Raw genomic sequence first — 19,859 nt, forward strand, 5'->3', positions numbered from 1 at the left:
CAGCCGCCTTACTGCGTTACACACCGTTCTTTAACAGCTTCCGACTCGTCAAGGCCTTGATCATGCATCCGATGGTCCAATTTGCGCTGCGTGCTGCACGCGGCGCCGCAGAGCAGTTCGTCCGTGTTCGTGAACGTATCGAAGTCGCGCGCAACGACAACGATCTCGATACCTTCATCGCTGACACCGCACGCCGCGCCGAAGCGCACATCGTGCGTCAGCTGGAACGCGGCTATCCGCAGCACGGCCTCTCCGGCCGTTACACCGACCATCGTGATGGCGAAGGCCAAGGCGCTGACTACCACTGGCGCATCGAGCCGGTGCACGGGTATTCCAACCTCGCATCCGCCTCTTCCGGCTTCGCGCTGTCCGTGGTCTGCCTGTTCAAGGGGCGTGCCGAGCACGCCGTGGTCATCGCGCCGTTCACCGACGAAGAGTACATCGTCAGCCGTGGTCGTGGCGCCCAGCATTCCGGTCACCGTATCCGCGTGACCAATGCCACCTCCATCGAAGGTGCGCGTCTGGCGATGGGTCTGCCGGAAAGCTGGCAGCGTCCGCGTCATCTGGCCACCTACCTGTCCATCGTCCAGCAGGTCGGCCCGCAGCTCGATACCCTGCGTGCCAATGGCTGTGCACTGCTGGATGTGCTCGAACTGGCCGCCGGCCGTGTCGATGCCGTCTACGTGCTGGGCCTGGAAGCCGGTGACAGCGAGATCGTCAGCCTGTTCCTGAAGGAATGTGGCGCACTGGCCGGCAGCGCCGATGGTACGCCGGTTGTCGTGGCGGAAGGCACGCTGATGGCCGCGGGTGCCCGCCTGTACAAGGCGCTGGCGCAGACCATGCAGCCGCACCTGTAAGATGCCGTGATTCGCAGTCCTGCCAGCCGCAGGGCGACGCGGAGAACGAAAAAAAACCCCACCTCATGCGAGGTGGGGTTTTTTTGTGCCTGGCGATCCGTGCCGGGCGGTCGAGCGAGGCGCTTACGGCGCGCCGTCCTCGAACTGCTCCTTGGGCGGGGGAATCAGATCCACGCGCTTCAGGCCGACCACCAGTAACAGCGCCGCTGCCACGTAGATGGACGAGAAGGTCCCCGCGACCACGCCGATGATCAGCGCGATGGCGAAGTTGTGGATCATGTCGCCGCCCAGGAAGAACAGCGCCAGCAGCACCAGCAAGGTGGTGCCGGAGGTGGACAGCGTGCGTGACAGCGTCGCGTTGATCGCGTCATTGAAGATCGACGGCATGTCATCGGTACGTGATTTGCGAATGTTCTCGCGAATGCGGTCGTAGACGATGATGGTGTCGTTCAATGAGTAGCCGATCACGGCCAGCACCGCGGCCAGTACCGTCAGGTCGAAGTCGAGTCCGAACAGGGCAAAGATGCCCAGCAGGATGATGACGTCGTGACCCAGCGAGATGAGGGCGCCGAGGGCGAACTTGTACTGGAAGCGGAAGGCCACGTAGACCATCACCACGGCCAGGGCGAGCAGCATGCCGAGACCGGACTGGTCACGCAGCTGATCACCGACCTGAGCACCGACGAACTCGGCGCGGATCAGGTTCACGCTATCGCCGGTGGCCTGCAGGTGCGCCACGATGTCATTGCCGATGCCGGCCTCGAAGCTCTGCTGCAGACGCACCAGAATCTCGTTGCTGGCACCGAAGGTCTGAACCGAGACGTCCTTGTAGCCGGCGGCTTCCAGTGTCTGGCGTACGCTGTCCAGCGCCGGCGCCGCCTGGTATTGCACTTCCACCAGGGTGCCACCGGTAAAGTCGAGGCCCAGGTTCAGGCCGTGAATCACAAGGGCGCCAATGGCCACGATCGTCAGCACGATGGAGACGATGAAGGCCGCGCGCCGCTTGCTCATGAAGTCAAACTGTCGCATCACGATGGCCCCTCAGATCCAGAGTTTCTTGAGTGTCTTGCCGCCAATGGCAAGATTGATGATGCCGCGCGAGACCATGATCGCCGTGAACATTGACGTCAGGATGCCGATGGACAGCGTGACCGCGAAGCCCTTGACCGGGCCACTGCCGATGGAGAACAGGATCACCGCGACCAGCAGGGTGGTGATGTTCGCATCGACGATGGAGGTGAAGGCGCGTTCGAAGCCGGTATGCACGGCCTGGTGCAGCGGCATCTTGGAGCGCATTTCCTCGCGGATACGCTCGAAGATCAGCACGTTAGCATCCACCGCCATGCCCAGCGTCAGCACGATACCGGCAATGCCCGGCAGGGTCAGGGTAGCGCCCAGCATCGACATCGCGGCGATCAGGATCGCCAGGTTGGCGGTCAGGGCCACGTTGGCGACGACACCGAAGGCCTTGTAGCGGGCCAGCATGAACAGCACGACCAGCAGCAGGCCCAGCTCGACGGACAGGATGCCGCGCGAGATGTTCTCGGCACCCAGGCTCGGGCCGATGGTGCGTTCCTGCACGAAGTAGATCGGCGCGGCCAGCGAGCCGGAACGCAGCAGCAGCGACAGCTCCTTCGCCTCGGTCGGGGAATCCAGACCGGTGATGCGGAAGCTGTTGCCCAGCGCGCTCTGGATGGTCGCCAGACTGATCAGGCCCTTCTCGGTGTAGGGGATGCGCTTCTCGACTTCCTCGCCATCCTCCATCACGGTGCGCGTGCGGGTCTTGTGCTCGATGAACAGCACCGCCATGTTGCGGCCGATGGCAGCACGCGTGACGCGGTTCATGATCGAGCCACCGGTGCCATCCAGGTTGATGTTGACCTGCGGACGGCCACTTTCATCGAAGCTGGTGCTGGCGCTGGAGACACTGTCACCGCTGATGATCACGTCTTTCATGATGCTGGCGGTGCGCCCCGGCTGGTTGCGGAAGGCGAAGGTTTCCATCTCGCTGGAGGGCGTGTCGCTGGCCGCTTCGAGACGGAACTCGAGGTTGGCGGTGGCACCCAGTACGCGCTTGGCGGCGGCCGTGTCCTGCACGCCCGGCAGCTCGACCACGATGCGGTTCGGGCCCTGACGCTGCACCAGCGGCTCGGAGACGCCCAGCTCGTTGACGCGATTGCGGATCGTGGTCAGGTTCTGATTGACCGCGTAATCCTGAATCTCCTTGATGGCGGCGGTCGTCAGAGTGAGATCCAGTACGGCCCCACGATCGACATCGCGCTCATCGTATTCGAAGTTCTGGAAGTCGCGCGAGACCAGTGAACGTGCCTTCGAGCGGTCTTCGTCGTCGGAGAAGGTCAGGCTCAGCGTGCCATCGTTGACCTCACTGCCGCGGTAGCGGATACGCTCCTCGCGCAGGGTTTCCTTGATGGCGCTGGCGTTGACTTCCAGGCGTTGCTTGACCGCGGCGTCCATGTCGACTTCCAGCTGGAAGTGGACCCCGCCGCGCAGATCAAGCCCCAGCTTCATCGGCGAGGCGCCGAGACTGGAAAGCCAGGACGGCGTGGCATCAGCCAGATTCAGCGCGACGATGGCGTCATCGCCAAGGGTGTCGCTGATCAGTTCCTTGGCACGCAGCTGCTGGTCGTTGCTGGTGAGGCGAATCAGGCCGGTGGAACCATTGAGTTCCTCGGATTTGGGCGTGATGCCGGCGTTTTCGAGGGCGCTGGTGGCGCGATCGAGATCTTGCTGGTCGATGGCATCGGCGCCGCTGGCGGCACTGATCTGCACGGCCGGGTCTTCGGGGTAGAGATTCGGCAATGCGTAGATCACGCCGACGGCAAGTACCAGGCAGATCACCAGGTACTTCCAAAGCGGATAGCGGTTGAGCATGGCAGCCCTGTCCTTGGTGGAGCGGGAGAGAAATAGCATGCTGCCGGCACAGGGGCCGGCAGCAGGAGGGAGATCAGATGGACTTGATGGTGCCCTTCGGCAGGACCGCAGCCACGGCGGACTTCTGCACGTTGACTTCGTTGCCTTCGTTCAGCTCCATGGTGATGAACTGCTCGCTGACCTTGGTGATGCGGCCGACCAGGCCACCACCGATGACGATCTCGTCACCCTTGGCCAGGTTGCTGATCAGGTTCTTGTGTTCCTTGGCGCGCTTGGACTGCGGACGCCAGAGCAGGAAATAGAAAATGACCACGAAGCCGACCAGCATGACGATCTGGCCGATGGCGCCGCCGCCGGCGACAGCCGCTTCGGCTTCCGCGTGTGCGGCAGGAATCAGGAATTCCAGCATGTGTATCTCCAGAGGTTACGAGTGAACTGTTGTTATGCAATGAGCGTGATTCGAGCGCTGCTTCACGCCTGTCTCGAGTCAGATACCAAGGCGACCGGAGCGGGTTGCTCTCCGGTCGCGCTTCGATTCGATCAGTCGGCCAGCGGCGGCACCGGCAGGCCGCGCGCGGCATAGAACTGTTCCACGAAGTCCTGCAATGTACCCGCTTCAATTGCACCGCGCAAACCAGCCATCACGGTCTGGTAGTAGCGCAGATTGTGGATGGTGTTGAGCATGGAACCGAGCATTTCTCCACAGCGATCAAGGTGATGCAGGTAGCCGCGTGAGAAGTTGGTGCAGGTGTAGCAATCGCAGTCCGGGTCCAGCGGTGACGTATCGTGCTTGTGGACGGCATTGCGGATCTTGACCGTACCGGTCGGCGTGAACAGGTGGCCGTTGCGCGCGTTGCGGGTCGGCATCACGCAATCGAACATGTCGACACCACGGCGCACGCCTTCCACGAGATCCTCCGGCTTGCCGACACCCATCAGGTAGCGCGGCTTGTCCTCCGGCATCCACTCGGGAAGATAGTCGAGCACCTTGATCATCTCGTCCTTGGGTTCGCCCACGGACAGGCCACCGATGGCGTAGCCATCGAAGTCGATCTTCTTCAGGCCCTCGAGGGATTTCTCGCGCAGGTCCGGATACATGCCGCCCTGGATGATGCCGAACAGTGCCGAAGGGGAATCGCCATGGGCATCGCGGGAGCGCTGGGCCCAGCGCAGTGACATCTCCATCGACTTGCGGGCTTCATCATGCGTGGCCGGATACGGCGTGCACTCATCGAAGATCATCACGATGTCGGACCCCAGCGAGCGCTGGACGGCCATCGACTCTTCCGGGCCCATGAAGACCTTGGAGCCATCCACCGGTGAGCGGAAGTGAACGCCCTGTTCGGTAATCTTGCGCGTCTTGCCCAGCGAGAAGACCTGGAAGCCGCCGGAATCGGTCAGGATCGGCTTGTCCCATTGCGCGAAATCATGCAGGTCACCATGCGCTTCGATGACTTCCGTGCCCGGGCGCAGCCACAGGTGGAAGGTGTTGCCGAGGATGATCTCGGCGCCGATCTCCTTGATGGATTCCGGTGTCATGCCCTTCACGGTGCCGTAGGTGCCGACCGGCATGAAGGCCGGGGTTTCCACCGTGCCGCGCGGGAAGGTCATGCGGCCGCGTCGCGCGCGACCATCGGTGGCGAGCTTCTCAAAGCTCATGAAGCATTCTTTGCGCATGGTTCTCTCTAAGGCTTGGCGGCGAAACAGGCCGCAGCGGGTGTGGGGCTAGCGTAAGCCACGTCGTGTTAACTGCGCATGACGTGGCTCATGTGATGAGGTATCGCTCGGGTCAGGCGCGTTCCAGCAGCATGGCATCGCCATAGCTGAAGAACTGGTAGCGCTCCTGCACGGCAGCCTGGTAGGCGGCCATGGTGTGCTCGTACCCGGCGAAGGCCGAGACCAGCATCAGCAGGGTCGATTCCGGCAGATGGAAATTGGTGATCAGCAGATCCACCACCTGCCATTCATAACCGGGGTAGATGAAGATGTCGGTGTCACCGGAGTAAGGTGCCAGCTCGCCACCGTGGGCCTTGGCAGCACTTTCAAGGCAGCGCACGCTGGTGGTGCCGACAGCGACCACGCGACGGCCGGCCGCACGAGCACGCGCAATCGTGTCACAGGCTTCCTGACCGACCTCGATCCACTCGCTGTGCATGTGGTGCTCGAGAATGCTGTCGACACGCACCGGCTGGAAGGTGCCGGCACCGACGTGCAGGGTGACGAAGGCGGTCTCGATGCCTTTCTCGGCCATGGCGGCCATGATCGGCTCATCGAAGTGCAGGCCAGCCGTCGGTGCGGCCACGGCGCCATCGCGCCTGGCATAGACCGTCTGGTAGCGCTCGCGGTCCGACAGCTCGTCATCGCGGGTGATATAGGGCGGCAACGGCATGTGGCCATGCTGGTTGAGCAGCTCGATCATCGGCGTCTCGCCGTGGAAGCGCAGCTCGAACAGCGCGTCCTGCCGATCTTCGACCACGGCGGTGATGCCGCCTTCGAAGATCAGCTCGGTGCCCGGCTTCGGCGACTTGCTGGAGCGAATGTGCGCCAGACCACGGTGTGCATCCAGCGGACGCTCCAGCAGCATCTCGATCTTGCCGCCGGAGGCCTTCTGGCCGTGCAGGCGCGCGGGGATCACGCGGGTGTCATTGAAGACCACGACATCGCCGGGTTCCAGCTGCTCGAGCAGGTCAGGAAAGTGGCGATGCACGATCTCGCCGCTCTTGCCGTCCAGGTGCAGCAGACGGCAATCACTGCGCTGCTCGGAAGGGTAGCGGGCAATCAGCTCATCCGGCAGACTGAAATCATAATCACTGCGCTGGAGCGGGCGCTCGGAAGCGGAGGGGGCAACGCCAGAGGCATCGCCGGAATCGATTCGTGACATGGCCAACGGAAACTCTGGTGGCACGGCGCGCAGAAGGCGCTCCGCTGCAATGGAGATACCCTGCTCGCAGGCGTTCATGCCGTTAGCGCGTCTGTCTGTCTGCCCGCTCTCGAGAGGCAGTGGTCAGGGGCGATACGCAGGATGGACTGGCGAGCCTGGGCAGGCGAAAAAGGTGGCTCATGATACCGAATGGCATGGCTCCCGCGAAGTCCCGTTTTCGAACGACCTGTCCCGCTCAGTGCGTGAATCCGTCGCTGGGATGCGTTGCATGTGTCTGATCTGGCGTGAAAACTCGTTGACCTCGGCGTAGGCTTCCGTATAATTTCGCTCCATTGCCGGTGTGGCGGAATTGGTAGACGCAGCGGATTCAAAATCCGCCGCTTAATAGGCGTGTCGGTTCGAGTCCGACCACCGGCACCATCTTGAAAACAGTCGCTCACGAGCGGCTGTTTGCGTTTCTGGCCTTCGCCTCAGATTCATTGCTCTCAACTTCATTGCCTTGTGATCCCAGAGCACTCTTCTTTCTATTTCCTCTTTCCTCTCTCCTCTCTGTCCTTTCTTCGCGCTCTTGCCAGATGATGGTCAGGGTGTCTGAGGCATAAAAAAAGCCCCGACCGGATGTCGGGGCTTTCTTGTCTCTGGCGCATCTGCCGGCGATTCACGCCTGATGTGGAACGCTCTTGACGCGTCGGTAGATGCTGTTGCTTGCGAGGGAAGGGTCAAGGAGTGCAATGCGCGTGCTCTGTATCGCGAGTTCCTGGCGCAGGGTAGACCACATGCCGATGAACTCGCGGCAATCCTGGCAGTTCACGAGATGGTCGGCGGATGGTGCATGGTATTGATAGTCCATCTTGAGGCCGGAACATACCGGACAACACAGAGCCGCTCGAGCTTTCCCTTTCATTTCTCCTCTCCCTCTCAGCATTCGACTGAATTCGGTGAGGTTCAGCGTAGTGGTCTCATTTCCTTGAGTTCGCGAGCTTGCCAGTCATCAAGATTCGTAAGCCCACCAGCTCAGGCTTACGGATCTTTCTAGCCGCGTGGCATAGCCCCCACACTCGCGAGTCATCCTCTGACAGGGCCTTTCCCTGGCTGCACTTGCCTGTGCACTTAGCCCATCACTACGCTGAACTCGCCGCTCTCCCTGAGCAGCGATTAAGAAATTACTGATTATTGAAAACTTGTACAAGAGTTAATTTGTTGCACAAGTTTTCAGGTATGTAAGATCGTGTACTTCAAGATAGTCTCATATCAAGATGTTCTCATGTAATGTGGCGTTCGATCGTTCTGATTCGCTGGCGACGCTGTCCGGCGCGCTTGATGGTTCACGTCATGTGCAAGACCAATGTCGCCTACATGACATGGTGATGTCGCTGCCGGGCCAGTCTGACGCTTGGTACAATCGGGCGTATCCGCTGGAGCTGCAGAGGGGAAGGCTGAACACGGAAAGCGCTCTCATCCCGTCAGCCATCGCGGGCAGGGGATTCAGAACCTGTACTGAACTTGAATGGAACTCGCGTGATGCTCGAGGGGCGCCTGGCGGCGAACCGCTGTTCAAGCATCGCTTTCACGAACTGCCATGGAACATGGAAAGACTGTCATGCATTGGATGCCACTGAATCTGTGGTTGTCACTGGTTGCGCTGTGCGCCATGGGGGCGATGTCGCCCGGTCCGAGTCTGGCGATGGTGCTTCGCCACACGCTGGGAGGTGGCAGAAGTGCGGGAGTCGCCGCCGGTATCAGCCATGCATTGGGGGTCGGGTTGTATGCCGCGCTCACCGCCTGGGGACTTGGTGCCTTGATCGTTCATTATCCGGGCATGTTCCAGGCGATCATGATTCTGGGGGCGGCCTATCTGGCCTGGTTGGGCGTCAAGGCATTGCGGGCGGGCCGTGGCGGGGCGCTGGAGGCGCAGGCCGTCACCACATCCCGTTCCATGGCGATTCGCGATGGCTTCATGGTGGCGCTGGCCAATCCCAAGCTGATCCTGTTCTTCGTGGCGCTGCTCAGTCAGCTGATCACGCCGGAGATGAGCGAGATGGGCAAGTGGCTGGTGGTCGTGACGGCGATGGGCATCGACGGTGCCTGGTATGTGCTGGTGGCGATGGTACTGTCGCACTCGCGGGTGCTGCCCTGGCTTCAGGCGCGGGCGGTATGGATCAATCGCCTGACCGGTATCGTGTTGCTGGCGTTGGCGCTGCGGGTCGTATGGGGTGTCTGACCGGCGCATGTCGGGAGTGACATGCACCGTTGAGGAATGAGATTGCGTGGTAGAAGACGGCGGCCCTGACAGGTGATGTCAGGGCCGCGTTGCGTTGCAGGGGGTGGCTGGTGGAGCCGGAAGATCACGGAGTGAAGATGTCGGAGTAATCCTTCACGGGAACCCTGATCTGCTGGTCCGGACGTGCCTGAAAGTGCAGGGTCACGGGGATTTCATCGCCTGACGAGATGGGCTGAGTCAGCCCAGTCAGCATCAGATGAGGCCCACCTCCCGGCCGCATCTTCAGTGGGGACTTGGGGGAGAGGGTCAGGTGCCCCAGCTGGCGCATGTGCATCCGGCCTTCGCGCATCTGCATCTCGTGCAGCTCGATGCTCTGCGCCATGGGAGAGCTGGCGCCTGTCAGCGTGACCTTGCCTCGGGGGAGCGAGAGCGTGATATAGAGTGCAGCGGTCGTCGCGCCCGGAGGCGTTGGTAGTGCGAAGGCATCTTCCAGTACGGGATTTTCCAGCACGGGATTTTCTAGTATGGGGTCTGTCGCCACGGGGGGCGTCGCGGCGCTTGCATCGGTGCGCATCCACAGGATGCCGCTCATGGCGATTGCCAGCATCAGGCTCGCGCGTGAGAGTCGTGTCACGTGGTGTCGTCTCCTTGGCCTCTCATGGCAGTACCCGTGCCAACAGATGGCGCGGTGACATGCCCGGCGGCAGCCCATGTACGCCAGTGGCGCCGGGGATGTCGGTGCCTGCCAGTCGAGTGGCGCAGAAGGCCTCGGCCACGTCGGCAGGGGCATGGCGAATCAGCAGGGCAGCCTGCCATAGCACGGCCAGTGACTGGACCAGTTGCCGGGCTCGGGCTTCCTCGGCGTGATGAAGGAGGTTGCCGCGTTCGAAGATGGCCAGTGCGGCGTCATAGCGAGGACTCTGCCCCCGGGCGTCCCTGAGCTCGCTGAGCAGCGCCTCGCCTGCGTCGGGGTGACGGGCCAGAGTGCGCAGGACATCCAGACACAGCACGTTTCCAGAACCTTCCCAGATGGCGTTGACAGGGGCTTCGCGATACAGGCGCGCTGTCAGGTGTTCCTCTATGTAGCCATTGCCGCCCAGGCATTCCATGGCCTCTGCCAGCAGTGCCGGTGCACGACGATTGTGCCAGTACTTGGCGATCGCCGGCGCAAGGCGGGCCAGGGGGCGCGCATCCGGTTCCCGAGTGGCGTCATCGAACTGTCGCGCAATGCGCAGACACAGTGCGATGCCGGCTTCGACTTCCAGTGCGATGTCTGCCAGCACCTGCTGCATCAAAGGTTGACTGGCCAGCGGCTTGCCGAAGGCATGACGTTGCTGGCAGTGGTGCAGTGCCTCGACCAGTGCCTGGCGCATCAGTGCCACCGGCGCGGTGGCAGCATCCAGTCGGGTCTGGTGGACCATCTCGAGAATGGTGGTGATGCCACGTCCCGGCTCACCAAGGCGCTGCCCGCGCGCATCCACCAGCCGGACTTCGCTTGAGGCGTTGGCGCGATTGCCGCACTTGTCCTTGAGGCGTTGCAGTTGCAGGCCATTGTGGCTGCCATCCTCCCGTCGCCTCGGTACCACGAAGCAGGTCAGCCCTTCCTCGAGCTGCGCCAGAGTCAGAAAGGCATCTGACATCGGGGCACTCATGAACCACTTGTGACCGTTGAGGCGATAGCCTTCACCCTCAGCGTGTGCCTGTGTCAGGTTGCTACGGACGTCGCTGCCGCCCTGACGTTCCGTCATGGCCATGCCGAAGGTCGCGCAGTGCTTGTCGCGAGGGGCACAGGTTCTCGGGTCGTGGCTGCGGGCCCGCAGGCGAGGGCCCCAGAAGGCGGCCAGAGATTCATCCTGACGCAGCGCGGGCCAGGCGGCATGGGTCATGGTGATCGGGCAGCAGAAACCGGGTTCGGCCTGGGTGAGCAGGTAAAGGGCGGCGACATGGGCCTGATGTCCTCCGCAGCCTTCCGCCTCCCAGGCGACACTGTGCCAGCCACCTTCCAGGGCGATGCGCATCAGCCGGTGATAGTCGGGGTGATACTCGACGTCATCCCGCCGCCGCCCTTGTGGGTCATGGGTGTGGAGGACCGGCGGATGCGCATTGACGGCAAACCCCATCGCGCGGGTCTCGAGCGTGCCCACCTGCGCCCCGAGGTCGGCCAGGCGAGTGAGCAGGTCCGCCGAGAGCCCAGGCGCGTGACAGCGCAGCGCCTCACGCAAGGGGAGGTCATCGACGAAGGCATGGCGCAGCGGTGGTGCCGATTGATTGAGCACCTCATCGCGCCATGGAGCAGGCCGCTCCTCTTCACGAGAGTGCTCAGTCGAGGACGCAGGCAGCGAGTCGGGCATCGTGGGGTCCTGTCATGAGAGGTATGCCTTGAGCGTAGAACACCTGCGGCCTGCTGGCGGAGTGGAAGGCAGCTGCGTCGCATTCTGCTACCGTGGGGGCATCAGTCGGTGCGTGGCATCGCGACGATCAGCACAGGGAAAGGACAGGGTACGGTGATCCAGGACGAAATCATTCAATTGGTTGATGCACGCAATCGCCCATGCGGTACGGCTCCTCGTCGCCAGATGCGACGTTATCGCTACTGGCATCGAGCGACCTATGCCTTCGTGCTCAATGCCAGTGGAGAGCTGTGCATTCAGAAACGCACCATGAGCAAGGAAGTCTTTCCAGGGTATTTCGACCTCGCCAGCGGAGGGGTGGTCGGCGCGGGCGAAGCGGTCCACGTGGCCGCACGACGCGAGCTGGAGGAGGAGATCGGTGCCCGGGGCGTCGCGCTCAGACATTGCTTCGATTTCTGCTATCGCGATGCCACCAATCATGTCTATGGCAGCGCCTACCTCGCACGTTATGACGGTCCCTTGACGCTTCAGGCCGAGGAGGTGGCTGACGCCTTCTGGGTGACACCGCAACAGGCGCTGGAATTGCATCCTTCAACGCCGGACAGCCGTATGGCGCTTGAACGCCTCATTCGTGAGGGCTTTCTCGCCTCTGCCATGGAAGAGTAGGCAATGATGGCCTGTCGGCGGCGCGCCATGTCCCTGCGCGCGCCTGCATGTGCTTTCTCTGTCCCACTCTCCCTACCACTCTCTGTGCTGGAGTCTGCGCATGAATGCCAAGGTATCGCCCCAACAGCTGGAAGAGGTGGAGGTTGCACTGTCGAGCGTGCTGGCGGGCAAGCCGCATCAGATCCGGCTCGCTCTGTGCTGCCTGCTGTGTCAGGGCCACGTGCTGATCGAGGATCTGCCCGGGCTTGGCAAGACGACGCTGGCCCAGGGGCTGGCGCGTCTGATCGGCACCGACATGCAGCGCGTCCAGTTCACCAGTGATCTGCTGCCCGCCGACATTCTCGGCGTGTCGGTCTTCGACCCTCGTGAGAGCGCCTTCCATTTCCATCCGGGCCCCGTCTTTCACTCGCTGGTGCTGGCGGATGAGATCAATCGTGCCACGCCCAAGACCCAGAGTGCGCTGCTGGAGGCCATGGAAGAGCGACAGGTGACCGTGGAGGGCGAGACGCGTCGTCTGCCGGAGCCTTTCTTCGTCATCGCCACTCAGAACCCGCTTCAGCAATCCGGTACCTTCCCGTTGCCTGAGTCCCAGCTGGATCGCTTTCTGATGCGTCTTTCGTTGGGATATCCAGAGCCTGCGGCTGAGCGAGAGATACTGAGAGGCAATGCCGGTCGCCAGCACATCGAGGCGCTGCGTCCCCTGTTGCCGCTCGAGGTACTGCGCGAGTGGCAGGCATCCGTGACGCGCGTGCGTCTCTCTGAACCGCTGCTGGATTACCTGCAGGCACTGGTCGCTGCCACACGGTCGTCGCCGGAAGTGCCTTACGGCCTGTCGACGCGAGGCGTGCTGGCATTGGCCAACGCCTCGCGCGGCTGGGCGTTGCTCGCGGGGCGTGACTACGTGCTGCCAGAGGATGTCCAGGCCGTCTGGGCGCCGGTGGTCGGCCATCGACTGAGCGAGGGCAGTGTCGCGGAGGGAGATGCCGTGGCTCGCCATCTGCTGGGGCAGGTGGCGGTGGTGCCTGCATGACACGAGCGGCCAGTGTCGGACCATGGGGCCGACTCAAGGCGCGCATGTTGCGCAGGATGTCCATCGCCGGCGGTGAGGCGCTCCATCATGCCCGTCTGATGATCCTGCCCACGCCCTTCGGCCTGTTCTGGGCGGTGCTGGTGTGCATGCTGCTGCTGCTGGGGATCAACTACGAGAATTCCCTCGCGCATGCGCTCGCATTCTGGTTGTTCTCGCTGGCGGTGATCAGCATCTTTCGAAGCTGGCGCAATCTTGCCGGTGTGCGCGTCCAGTTGATCGCGGATGGCGAGGCCTACGCAGGCGGTGAGTTGCGCCTGCTGGTCCGGCTGAGCGGGCGGGCGCGGGCGCGCGCCATCGATGTGCGTCTCGGGGATAGTCGTCAGCGTCTCGAGATTCATGCCGGAGAGGGCAGTGCGCCCATGGGTCTGCCGGTCGCTCTTCGTGGGCAGTTCACCTTGCCGCCATTGACGCTGGAGTCTCGCTGGCCGCTGGGGCTGGTGCGTCTGTGGTCCTGGGTCGCGATCGAGATGCCGGTGATGATCCACCCCTGTCCGCAGATGCCGGCCGCACCGCAGGGCAGTCGCAATACGCTGGAACAGGTCGAGCAGGGCGACTTCGCCGGCCTGCGTCGCTATGTGGCCGGTGATCCACCGGCGCATGTGGCCTGGAAGCATTGGGGGCGCAGCGGTGAGCTGGTCACCAAGCGTTTCGAGACGCCGGCACGCCCCTCCTTGTGGCTGGACTACGAGGCGTGCCATGGCGACATGGAACAGCGTCTCGGCGAATTGACGGCACGCGTGCTGGCGGCGGAGAAGTCACAGGCGACCTATGGGCTGCGCCTGCCGGGCCAGACGCTGGCCATCGCCAGTGGTGGGGCGCATCGGCGACGCGTACTGGAAGCGCTGGCCTTGTTTGGAGGAGAGACGGTGCTGCCCTGGGAGGTTCAGCAGCAGGCCGTGGCGTCTCGAGAGCTGGCCGGGAGGGCAAAGACATGACGCGAGCACATGGCAATGTCTCTCGCCGCTGGTGGCAACGCAAACCTCTGACGCCTGATCAGGCGCTTGGCTGGCTTGAACTGCGCCACCTGTTCATTGGCCAGTGTCTCGTGCTGGCGCTGCATCTGTTGTGGATGCCGATCTGGCTTGCACTCCCTGCGCTGCTGGCGGCGCTATGGCGGTTTCAGCAATTGCGCGCCCGCGTGCCGCGTGCCGGCATTCTGCTGCGGCTGGCGGCGGTATGTCTGGTGGCAGCAGGGCTGTTTCTGGAATACGGGCAGATGTTGCGCCTGGAGGCGATGATCGGCCTGCTGGTGGGAATCTATCTGCTCAAGCTGCTGGAAACTGACAGCCTGCGTGATGGTCGCGTGGTCTGTGGGCTGGGGTTTGTCGTGCTGGCCTCCGCATTCCTGCATGATCAGGGGCCGGTGATGGCAGCTGCGGCGATTCTGGCCGCTGGCTGGCTGATCGGTGGTCTGGTCCTGATCGCCGGAGCGCGCCGCAGTGGTGAGGCACTGCGTGAGACTTGCTGGTTGATGGGCTTGTCATTGCCGCTGATGCTGGGATTGTTCGTGCTATTTCCCCGTCTGCCGCCACTCTGGAACGTTCCTCAGCTGGAAGAGGCCACGACCGGTCTGACGGATAGCGTATCGCCCGGTGATATCGCAGCGCTGGGGCGCAGTGACGAGCTGGCTTTCCGAGCCCGTTTCGACGGTGCCTTGCCGGCAGCTTCAGAGCGCTACTGGCGTGTCTATACCTTGAGTCTGTTTGATGGCGTGCGCTGGTCACGTGCCTCCCCTGATAGGCTGCAGAGTGCGTTGGGTGGGCCAGCGTCGCGCTATGCCGTGCGTGGCAGGGGCGTGGATGGCGGCAGCCCCCGGCACCGTTATGAGCTGTTGCTGGAGCCGGACCCGCGCCCTTGGCGGCCAAGCCTCGGCGCTCCGTTGTCGAGTGATCAGGAGGCGCGTTATCTGGTGGACGGCACTCTGGAAGGGATGTCGTCACTCAACACCCGTGCATTGCTGAAATTGAGTTCCTCCGGTCAGCCTCCCTTGGCGGCACCACAATGGATGCAGCGTCTGGATCTGCTGTTGCCTGAGGATGGCAACCTCCGTGCTCGCGCATTCGCTCGTGATCTGATGCATCAGGCGGGTGGAGACCCCCAGGGCTTCCTTCGCCTCCTGTTCCAGCATTTCCATCGTCAGCCTTACCACTACACCCTCACGCCCCCGCGTCTTGAGGGCATGAATCGTGTGGACGATTTCCTGTTTGATAGCCTGCAGGGGTATTGCACGCATTACGCATCGACTACCGTCTTTCTGGCGCGGGCAGCAGGAATCCCGGCGCGCATGGTGGCGGGCTATCTCGGTGGAGAGGCGCAGGGTGGCGCCGCGAACGGTGAGCGTGAGTTGAGCATTCGGCAGTACGACGCCCATGCCTGGGTCGAGGTGTTCCATGGGGGGCGCTGGCACCGGTTCGACCCGACGGCGGCGGTGGCTCCCGAGCGTATTGCCCAGGGGGCGCTCAGTCTGCAAGGTCAGCCGGGTTTCATGGCAGATGCCGGTCTGCGCGCCTTCACGCTGAATAATTCCATGCTTCGTGATCTGAGGCGTCAGTGGGAGCGTTTCGAGTACCGCTGGCAGCGAAGTGTCGTGGGGTTCCGCCTGGAACAGCAGCGTAGTCTGTGGCAGCGGATGTTCGGCGAGTTTCGCTGGGAGTGGCTGGTCTGGGGGGTACTCGGATTGCTGGCCTGTGTGGTACTGGTAGGGGCGGTGCTGGTGCTCTGGTCTGGTCGTGAGGTAACGACACATGCCGGTGTCAGAGCCTACCGTCGGCTGGCGAAGCGTCTGGAGCGCTCCGGGCTTGGCCCTGGCCCGGGTGAGGCGCCCGGCAGTCACCTGCGGCGTGTCGCACGGCTGCAGCCGGAAAATGTTAAAGAATTGTTACAGCTGTCGGAAGTCGTTGAACAATGGATTTACAATGATGACGCGCAAGAGGGCGCTTCTCATGCCGGCGGCTCGTCTTCTCGTAGCATGCGTCGCCAGTGGTCAGCGTTATGCCGTAAGTTGTCATAGTTCACGTTTTCCATCGTGGTGGTGTGTGATTCCTTGTTTTCTGGGCATTTTTCGAGATTAGATATCTCAGTCTCGTTGCGTGGAACCACTACGGAAAATTGCTAGGTTGCGGTAAGTGTTTTTGTGTATCAAAATGTAACAATCTGATTTTGTCGATCATGCCATTGCGCCCTTCGCAGCATGATGCAGCACCTTTCCCCAGCAGGAGTAAGTCCCCATGGTTCAGGTCATTCGCACAGAAGGCACAGTACTTGTTGTTTCCGCCACTAACGAGTCGCAGCGTGTCGTCAATGGAATGACGCTTGAACCTACTGCCACCCTGATCGCGCCGCAGGGAGCGATCATCGTGCTGGAAGACGGTTCTCGGTTGGTGGTGCCGCAAGGGGCCCCGATCGGTATCGAGGTACTGCTCGCAGAGTCTCGCGATGACGCACCTGTCGACCCGACGGTAGAAGCATTGCGCGAAGCGATTGCCCGAGGCGAAGACCCGACGGCCATTCAGGAGGCACCGGCAGCGGGGGAAAATGCAGGGTCTCCGGGCAGCAGTCGCAGTGGCTTCCTGGATGCCTCTGGCGTCGGTCGGGATGGCCGTGTCGAGCGCACTTCCTACGAATATGAAGGTGGGTTCACCGATCCCACCTATACCGATGAAGACGAAGATGGCCTCGGGTTGGATCCTGAGTCGACGGAAACCGACCTGGCCTTGACCGTCGATGCGCCGGCGCTGACCTCCGACACCACGCCGACCATCGTCGGTACCACCGATGCCGAAGACGGCAGCACCGTCACGCTGGTCATCACTGACAGTGACGGCAACGAGCAGACCGTCACCGCGACCGTCGAGAACGGCACCTACAGCGTCGACGCCGAGACGCCGCTGAGCGAAGGCGAGTACAGCGTCGAAGCCACCGTCACCGACCCGGCCGGCAACACCGCGACCAGCAATGACGTGGGCGAGATCGACGCAAGCGCGCCGAGCCTGACCGTCGATGCCCCGGCGCTGACCTCCGACACCACACCGACCATCGTCGGCACCACCGATGCCGAAGACGGCAGCACCGTCACGCTGCTCATCACCGACAGTGACGGCAACGAGCAGACCATCACCGCGACCGTCGAGAACGGCACCTACAGCGTCGACGCCGAGACGCCGCTGAGCGAAGGCGAGTACAGCGTCGAAGCCACTGTCACCGACCCGGCCGGCAACACCGCGACCAGCAATGACGTGGGCGAGATCGATCTGTCCGCTCCGGCACTGACCGTCGATGCGCCGGCGCTGACCTCCGACACCACGCCGACCATCGTCGGTACCACCGATGCCGAAGACGGCAGCACGGTCACCCTGATCATCACCGACAGCGACGGCAACGAGCAGACCGTCACCGCCACCGTCGAGAACGGCACCTACAGCGTCGATGCCGAGACCCCGCTGAGCGAAGGCGAGTACAGCGTCGAAGCCACCGTCACCGACCCGGCCGGCAACACCGCGACCAGCAATGACGTGGGCGAGATCGATCTGTCCGCTCCGGCTCTGACCGTTGATGCGCCGGCGCTGACCTCCGACACCACGCCGACCATCGTCGGTACCACCGATGCCGAAGATGGCAGCACCGTCACGCTGCTCATCACCGACAGTGAAGGCAACGAGCAGACCGTTACCGCGACCGTCGAGAACGGCACCTATACGGTTGACGCCGAGACCCCGCTGAGCGAAGGCGAGTACAGCGTCGAAGCCACCGTCACCGACCCGGCCGGCAACACCGCGACCAGCAATGACGTGGGCGAGATCGACGCAAGCGCGCCGAGCCTGACCGTCGATGCGCCGGCGCTGACCTCCGACACCACGCCGACCATCGTCGGCACCACCGATGCCGAAGACGGCAGCACCGTGACCCTGGTCATCACCGACAGTGACGGCAACGAGCAGACCGTCACCGCGACCGTCGAGAATGGCACCTACAGCGTCGATGCCGAGACGCCGCTGAGCGAAGGCGAGTACAGCGTCGAAGCCACCGTCACCGACCCGGCCGGCAACACCGCGACCAGCAATGACGTGGGTGAGATCGACGCAAGCGCGCCGGCGCTGACCGTCGATGCGCCGGCGCTGACCTCCGACACCACGCCGACCATCGTCGGTACCACCGACGCCGAAGACGGCAGCACCGTGACCCTGGTCATCACTGACAGTGACGGCAATGAGCAGACCGTCACCGCGACCGTCGAGAATGGCACCTACAGCGTCGACACCGAGACGCCGCTGAGCGAAGGCGAGTACAGCGTCGAAGCCACCGTCACCGACCCGGCCGGCAACACCGCGACCAGCAATGACGTGGGTGAGATCGATCTGTCCGCCCCGGCACTGACCGTCGATACGCCGGCGCTGACCTCCGACACCACACCGACCATCGTCGGCACCACCGATGCCGAAGACGGCAGCACCGTCACGCTGCTCATCACCGACAGTGAGGGCAACGAGCAGACCGTCACCGCGACCGTCGAGAATGGCACCTACAGCGTCGATGCAGAGACACCGCTGAGTGAAGGCGAATACAGTGTCGAAGCCACCGTCACCGACCCGGCCGGCAACACCGCGACCAGCAATGACGTGGGCACACTGGTTGGCAGTGATTCTGGCGCGGTAACAGAGGATGGCGTTACCGAAGCTTCTGGCACGCTTGTCGATGTTGAAAGCACCGATGTGGTCGCTGGCTCCCAAAGCGATGATTACGGCACTTTCAGCGTCAATGAGTCAGGTGAGTGGACCTACACGCTCGATAACGAAGCCGCTGCCGTCCAGGGGCTGGATGCAGGCGATACTGTCAGCCAGTCATTTGTGGTCGAGCTGAGCGATGGGACGACCACCACGGTCGACATCGTCATCACCGGCACCGACGACCTGCCGGTCATCACGGCCGATTCTGGCGCCGTGGAAGAAGACGGCACCCTGGAAGCCAGCGGCACGCTGACGGCCACGGATGCCGACAACCCGGATCTGGCCTTCGTCGCCGCCACCGATGACAGCAGTGTCTACGGCAGCTTCGAGGTCGCCGCCGACGGCAGCTGGACCTACACCCTCGACAATGACGCCGCCGANGGCGAGACCGTCACCGAGACCTACACCGTCACGCTGAGCGATGACTCGACCACCACGGTCGACATCGTCATCACCGGCACCGACGACCTGCCGGTCATCACGGCCGATTCTGGCGCCGTGGAAGAAGACGGCACCCTGGAAGCCAGCGGTACGCTGACGGCCACGGACGCCGACAACCCGGATCTAGCCTTCGTCGCCGCCACCGATGACAGCAGTGTCTACGGCAGCTTCGAGGTCGCCGCCGACGGCAGCTGGACCTACACCCTCGACAATGACGCCGCCGAAACCCAGGCACTGGCCGCGGGCGAGACCGTCACCGAGACCTANACCGACGACCTGCCGGTCATCACGGCCGATTCTGGCGCCGTGGAAGAAGACGGCACCCTGGAAGCCACTGGCACGCTGACCGCGACGGACGCCGACAACCCGGATCTGGCCTTCGTCGCCGCCACCGATGACAGCAGTGTCTACGGCAGCTTCGAGGTCGCCGCCGACGGCAGCTGGACCTACACCCTCGACAATGACGCCACCGAGACCCAGGCACTGGCTGCCGGCGAGACCGTCACTGAGACCTACACCGTCACGCTGAGCGATGACTCGACCACCACGGTCGACATCGTCATCACCGGCGTGGACGACGGCGCCGTGATCTCCGATGACAGCGGTGAAGTCACCGAAGACACCACCCTGGAAGCCAGCGGTACGCTGACGGCCACGGATGCCGACAACCCGGATCTGGCCTTCGTCGCCGCCACCGATGACAGCAGTGTCTACGGCAGCTTCGAGGTCGCCGCCGA

The 19,859-nt window shown here is 63.0% G+C and carries 14 protein-coding genes and 1 tRNA gene; 8 read left to right on the top strand and 7 right to left on the bottom strand.

Going from position 1 to position 19,859, the window contains the following annotated elements; all coding sequences use genetic code 11:
- The first annotated feature begins 62 nt into the window (after positions 1–62).
- Positions 63–857, top strand: coding sequence for an inositol monophosphatase family protein (locus HXS65_RS15375; RefSeq protein WP_077380047.1), 795 nt, complete (start codon positions 63–65; stop codon positions 855–857).
- Positions 858–980: 123 nt separating this feature from the next.
- On the opposite strand, the gene secF is transcribed toward HXS65_RS15375, so the two are convergent.
- The 5 genes from secF to queA all read right to left on the bottom strand — a co-directional run bounded on the left by secF (position 981) and on the right by queA (position 6,630).
- Positions 981–1,886: a protein translocase subunit SecF gene (secF, locus tag HXS65_RS15380; protein ID WP_077380045.1), complete on the bottom strand. Its 906-nt coding sequence runs from the start codon at positions 1,884–1,886 to the stop codon at positions 981–983.
- A 12-nt stretch (positions 1,887–1,898) separates the two neighbouring features.
- Entirely contained in the window at positions 1,899–3,749 is a 1,851-nt protein-coding gene (gene secD / locus HXS65_RS15385) for a protein translocase subunit SecD (RefSeq protein WP_176494326.1), read from the bottom strand.
- Between the two features lie 73 nt (positions 3,750–3,822).
- Positions 3,823–4,158, bottom strand: a complete 336-nt coding sequence (gene yajC, locus HXS65_RS15390; protein ID WP_077380041.1) for a preprotein translocase subunit YajC — start codon at positions 4,156–4,158, stop codon at positions 3,823–3,825.
- Between the two features lie 131 nt (positions 4,159–4,289).
- Positions 4,290–5,426 carry a tRNA guanosine(34) transglycosylase Tgt gene (gene tgt, locus HXS65_RS15395; RefSeq protein WP_084207905.1) on the bottom strand — a complete coding sequence of 379 codons (1,137 nt, stop codon included), beginning with the start codon at positions 5,424–5,426 and terminating at the stop codon, positions 4,290–4,292.
- 112 nt (positions 5,427–5,538) lie between these two features.
- Complete coding sequence (gene queA, locus HXS65_RS15400) at positions 5,539–6,630, bottom strand: tRNA preQ1(34) S-adenosylmethionine ribosyltransferase-isomerase QueA (RefSeq protein ID WP_176494314.1); 1,092 nt, start codon at positions 6,628–6,630, stop codon at positions 5,539–5,541.
- 334 nt (positions 6,631–6,964) lie between these two features.
- Between queA and HXS65_RS15405 the strand changes: the two genes are divergently transcribed.
- Both HXS65_RS15405 and HXS65_RS15410 read left to right on the top strand, forming a co-directional pair.
- Positions 6,965–7,050 (top strand) — tRNA-Leu (locus HXS65_RS15405).
- Positions 7,051–8,239: 1,189 nt separating this feature from the next.
- Positions 8,240–8,851, top strand: a complete 612-nt coding sequence (locus HXS65_RS15410) for a LysE family translocator (RefSeq protein ID WP_176494327.1) — start codon at positions 8,240–8,242, stop codon at positions 8,849–8,851.
- 124 nt (positions 8,852–8,975) lie between these two features.
- Here HXS65_RS15410 and HXS65_RS15415 read toward each other — a convergent pair whose 3' ends face one another.
- Positions 8,976–9,485: a copper chaperone PCu(A)C gene (locus tag HXS65_RS15415; protein WP_176494315.1), complete on the bottom strand. Its 510-nt coding sequence runs from the start codon at positions 9,483–9,485 to the stop codon at positions 8,976–8,978.
- Between the two features lie 22 nt (positions 9,486–9,507).
- Positions 9,508–11,202 carry an acyl-CoA dehydrogenase family protein gene (locus HXS65_RS15420; protein ID WP_176494316.1) on the bottom strand — a complete coding sequence of 565 codons (1,695 nt, stop codon included), beginning with the start codon at positions 11,200–11,202 and terminating at the stop codon, positions 9,508–9,510.
- A 153-nt stretch (positions 11,203–11,355) separates the two neighbouring features.
- Here HXS65_RS15420 and HXS65_RS15425 point away from each other — a divergent pair, with 153 nt between their 5' ends.
- From HXS65_RS15425 to HXS65_RS15445, 5 genes are all read left to right on the top strand, one after another.
- The gene (locus tag HXS65_RS15425) at positions 11,356–11,868 is read left to right on the top strand and encodes an NUDIX hydrolase (RefSeq protein ID WP_240704369.1); all 513 of its coding nucleotides are present in this window, start codon (positions 11,356–11,358) and stop codon (positions 11,866–11,868) included.
- Positions 11,869–11,968: 100 nt separating this feature from the next.
- A complete protein-coding gene (locus HXS65_RS15430; RefSeq protein ID WP_077380031.1) occupies positions 11,969–12,898 on the top strand; it encodes a MoxR family ATPase in 930 nt (309 codons plus the stop codon).
- Positions 12,895–13,893 carry a DUF58 domain-containing protein gene (locus tag HXS65_RS15435; protein ID WP_176494317.1) on the top strand — a complete coding sequence of 333 codons (999 nt, stop codon included), beginning with the start codon at positions 12,895–12,897 and terminating at the stop codon, positions 13,891–13,893. The genes HXS65_RS15430 and HXS65_RS15435 overlap by 4 nt, the downstream gene beginning before the upstream one ends.
- Complete coding sequence (locus HXS65_RS15440; protein ID WP_176494318.1) at positions 13,890–15,968, top strand: DUF3488 and transglutaminase-like domain-containing protein; 2,079 nt, start codon at positions 13,890–13,892, stop codon at positions 15,966–15,968. Before HXS65_RS15435 ends, HXS65_RS15440 begins: the two co-directional genes overlap by 4 nt.
- A gap of 217 nt (positions 15,969–16,185) precedes the next feature.
- Positions 16,186–19,859: retention module-containing protein (locus tag HXS65_RS15445; RefSeq protein ID WP_176494319.1), on the top strand; the 3,674-nt coding region annotated here is incomplete at its 3' end.

The organism is Cobetia sp. 5-25-4-2 (assembly GCF_013374075.1).
Taxonomy (GTDB): domain Bacteria; phylum Pseudomonadota; class Gammaproteobacteria; order Pseudomonadales; family Halomonadaceae; genus Cobetia; species Cobetia marina.

Coding starts and splice junctions, on each gene's coding strand:
- HXS65_RS15430 (WP_077380031.1), top strand. CDS start 11,969: ATGAATGCCAAGGTATCGCCCCAACAGCTGGAAGAGGTGGAGGTTGCA.
- HXS65_RS15375 (WP_077380047.1), top strand. CDS start 63: ATGCATCCGATGGTCCAATTTGCGCTGCGTGCTGCACGCGGCGCCGCA.
- yajC (WP_077380041.1), bottom strand. CDS start 4,158: ATGCTGGAATTCCTGATTCCTGCCGCACACGCGGAAGCCGAAGCGGCT.
- HXS65_RS15420 (WP_176494316.1), bottom strand. CDS start 11,202: ATGCCCGACTCGCTGCCTGCGTCCTCGACTGAGCACTCTCGTGAAGAG.
- tgt (WP_084207905.1), bottom strand. CDS start 5,426: ATGCGCAAAGAATGCTTCATGAGCTTTGAGAAGCTCGCCACCGATGGT.
- queA (WP_176494314.1), bottom strand. CDS start 6,630: ATGTCACGAATCGATTCCGGCGATGCCTCTGGCGTTGCCCCCTCCGCT.
- HXS65_RS15410 (WP_176494327.1), top strand. CDS start 8,240: ATGCCACTGAATCTGTGGTTGTCACTGGTTGCGCTGTGCGCCATGGGG.
- secD (WP_176494326.1), bottom strand. CDS start 3,749: ATGCTCAACCGCTATCCGCTTTGGAAGTACCTGGTGATCTGCCTGGTA.
- HXS65_RS15435 (WP_176494317.1), top strand. CDS start 12,895: ATGACACGAGCGGCCAGTGTCGGACCATGGGGCCGACTCAAGGCGCGC.
- HXS65_RS15440 (WP_176494318.1), top strand. CDS start 13,890: ATGACGCGAGCACATGGCAATGTCTCTCGCCGCTGGTGGCAACGCAAA.
- secF (WP_077380045.1), bottom strand. CDS start 1,886: ATGCGACAGTTTGACTTCATGAGCAAGCGGCGCGCGGCCTTCATCGTC.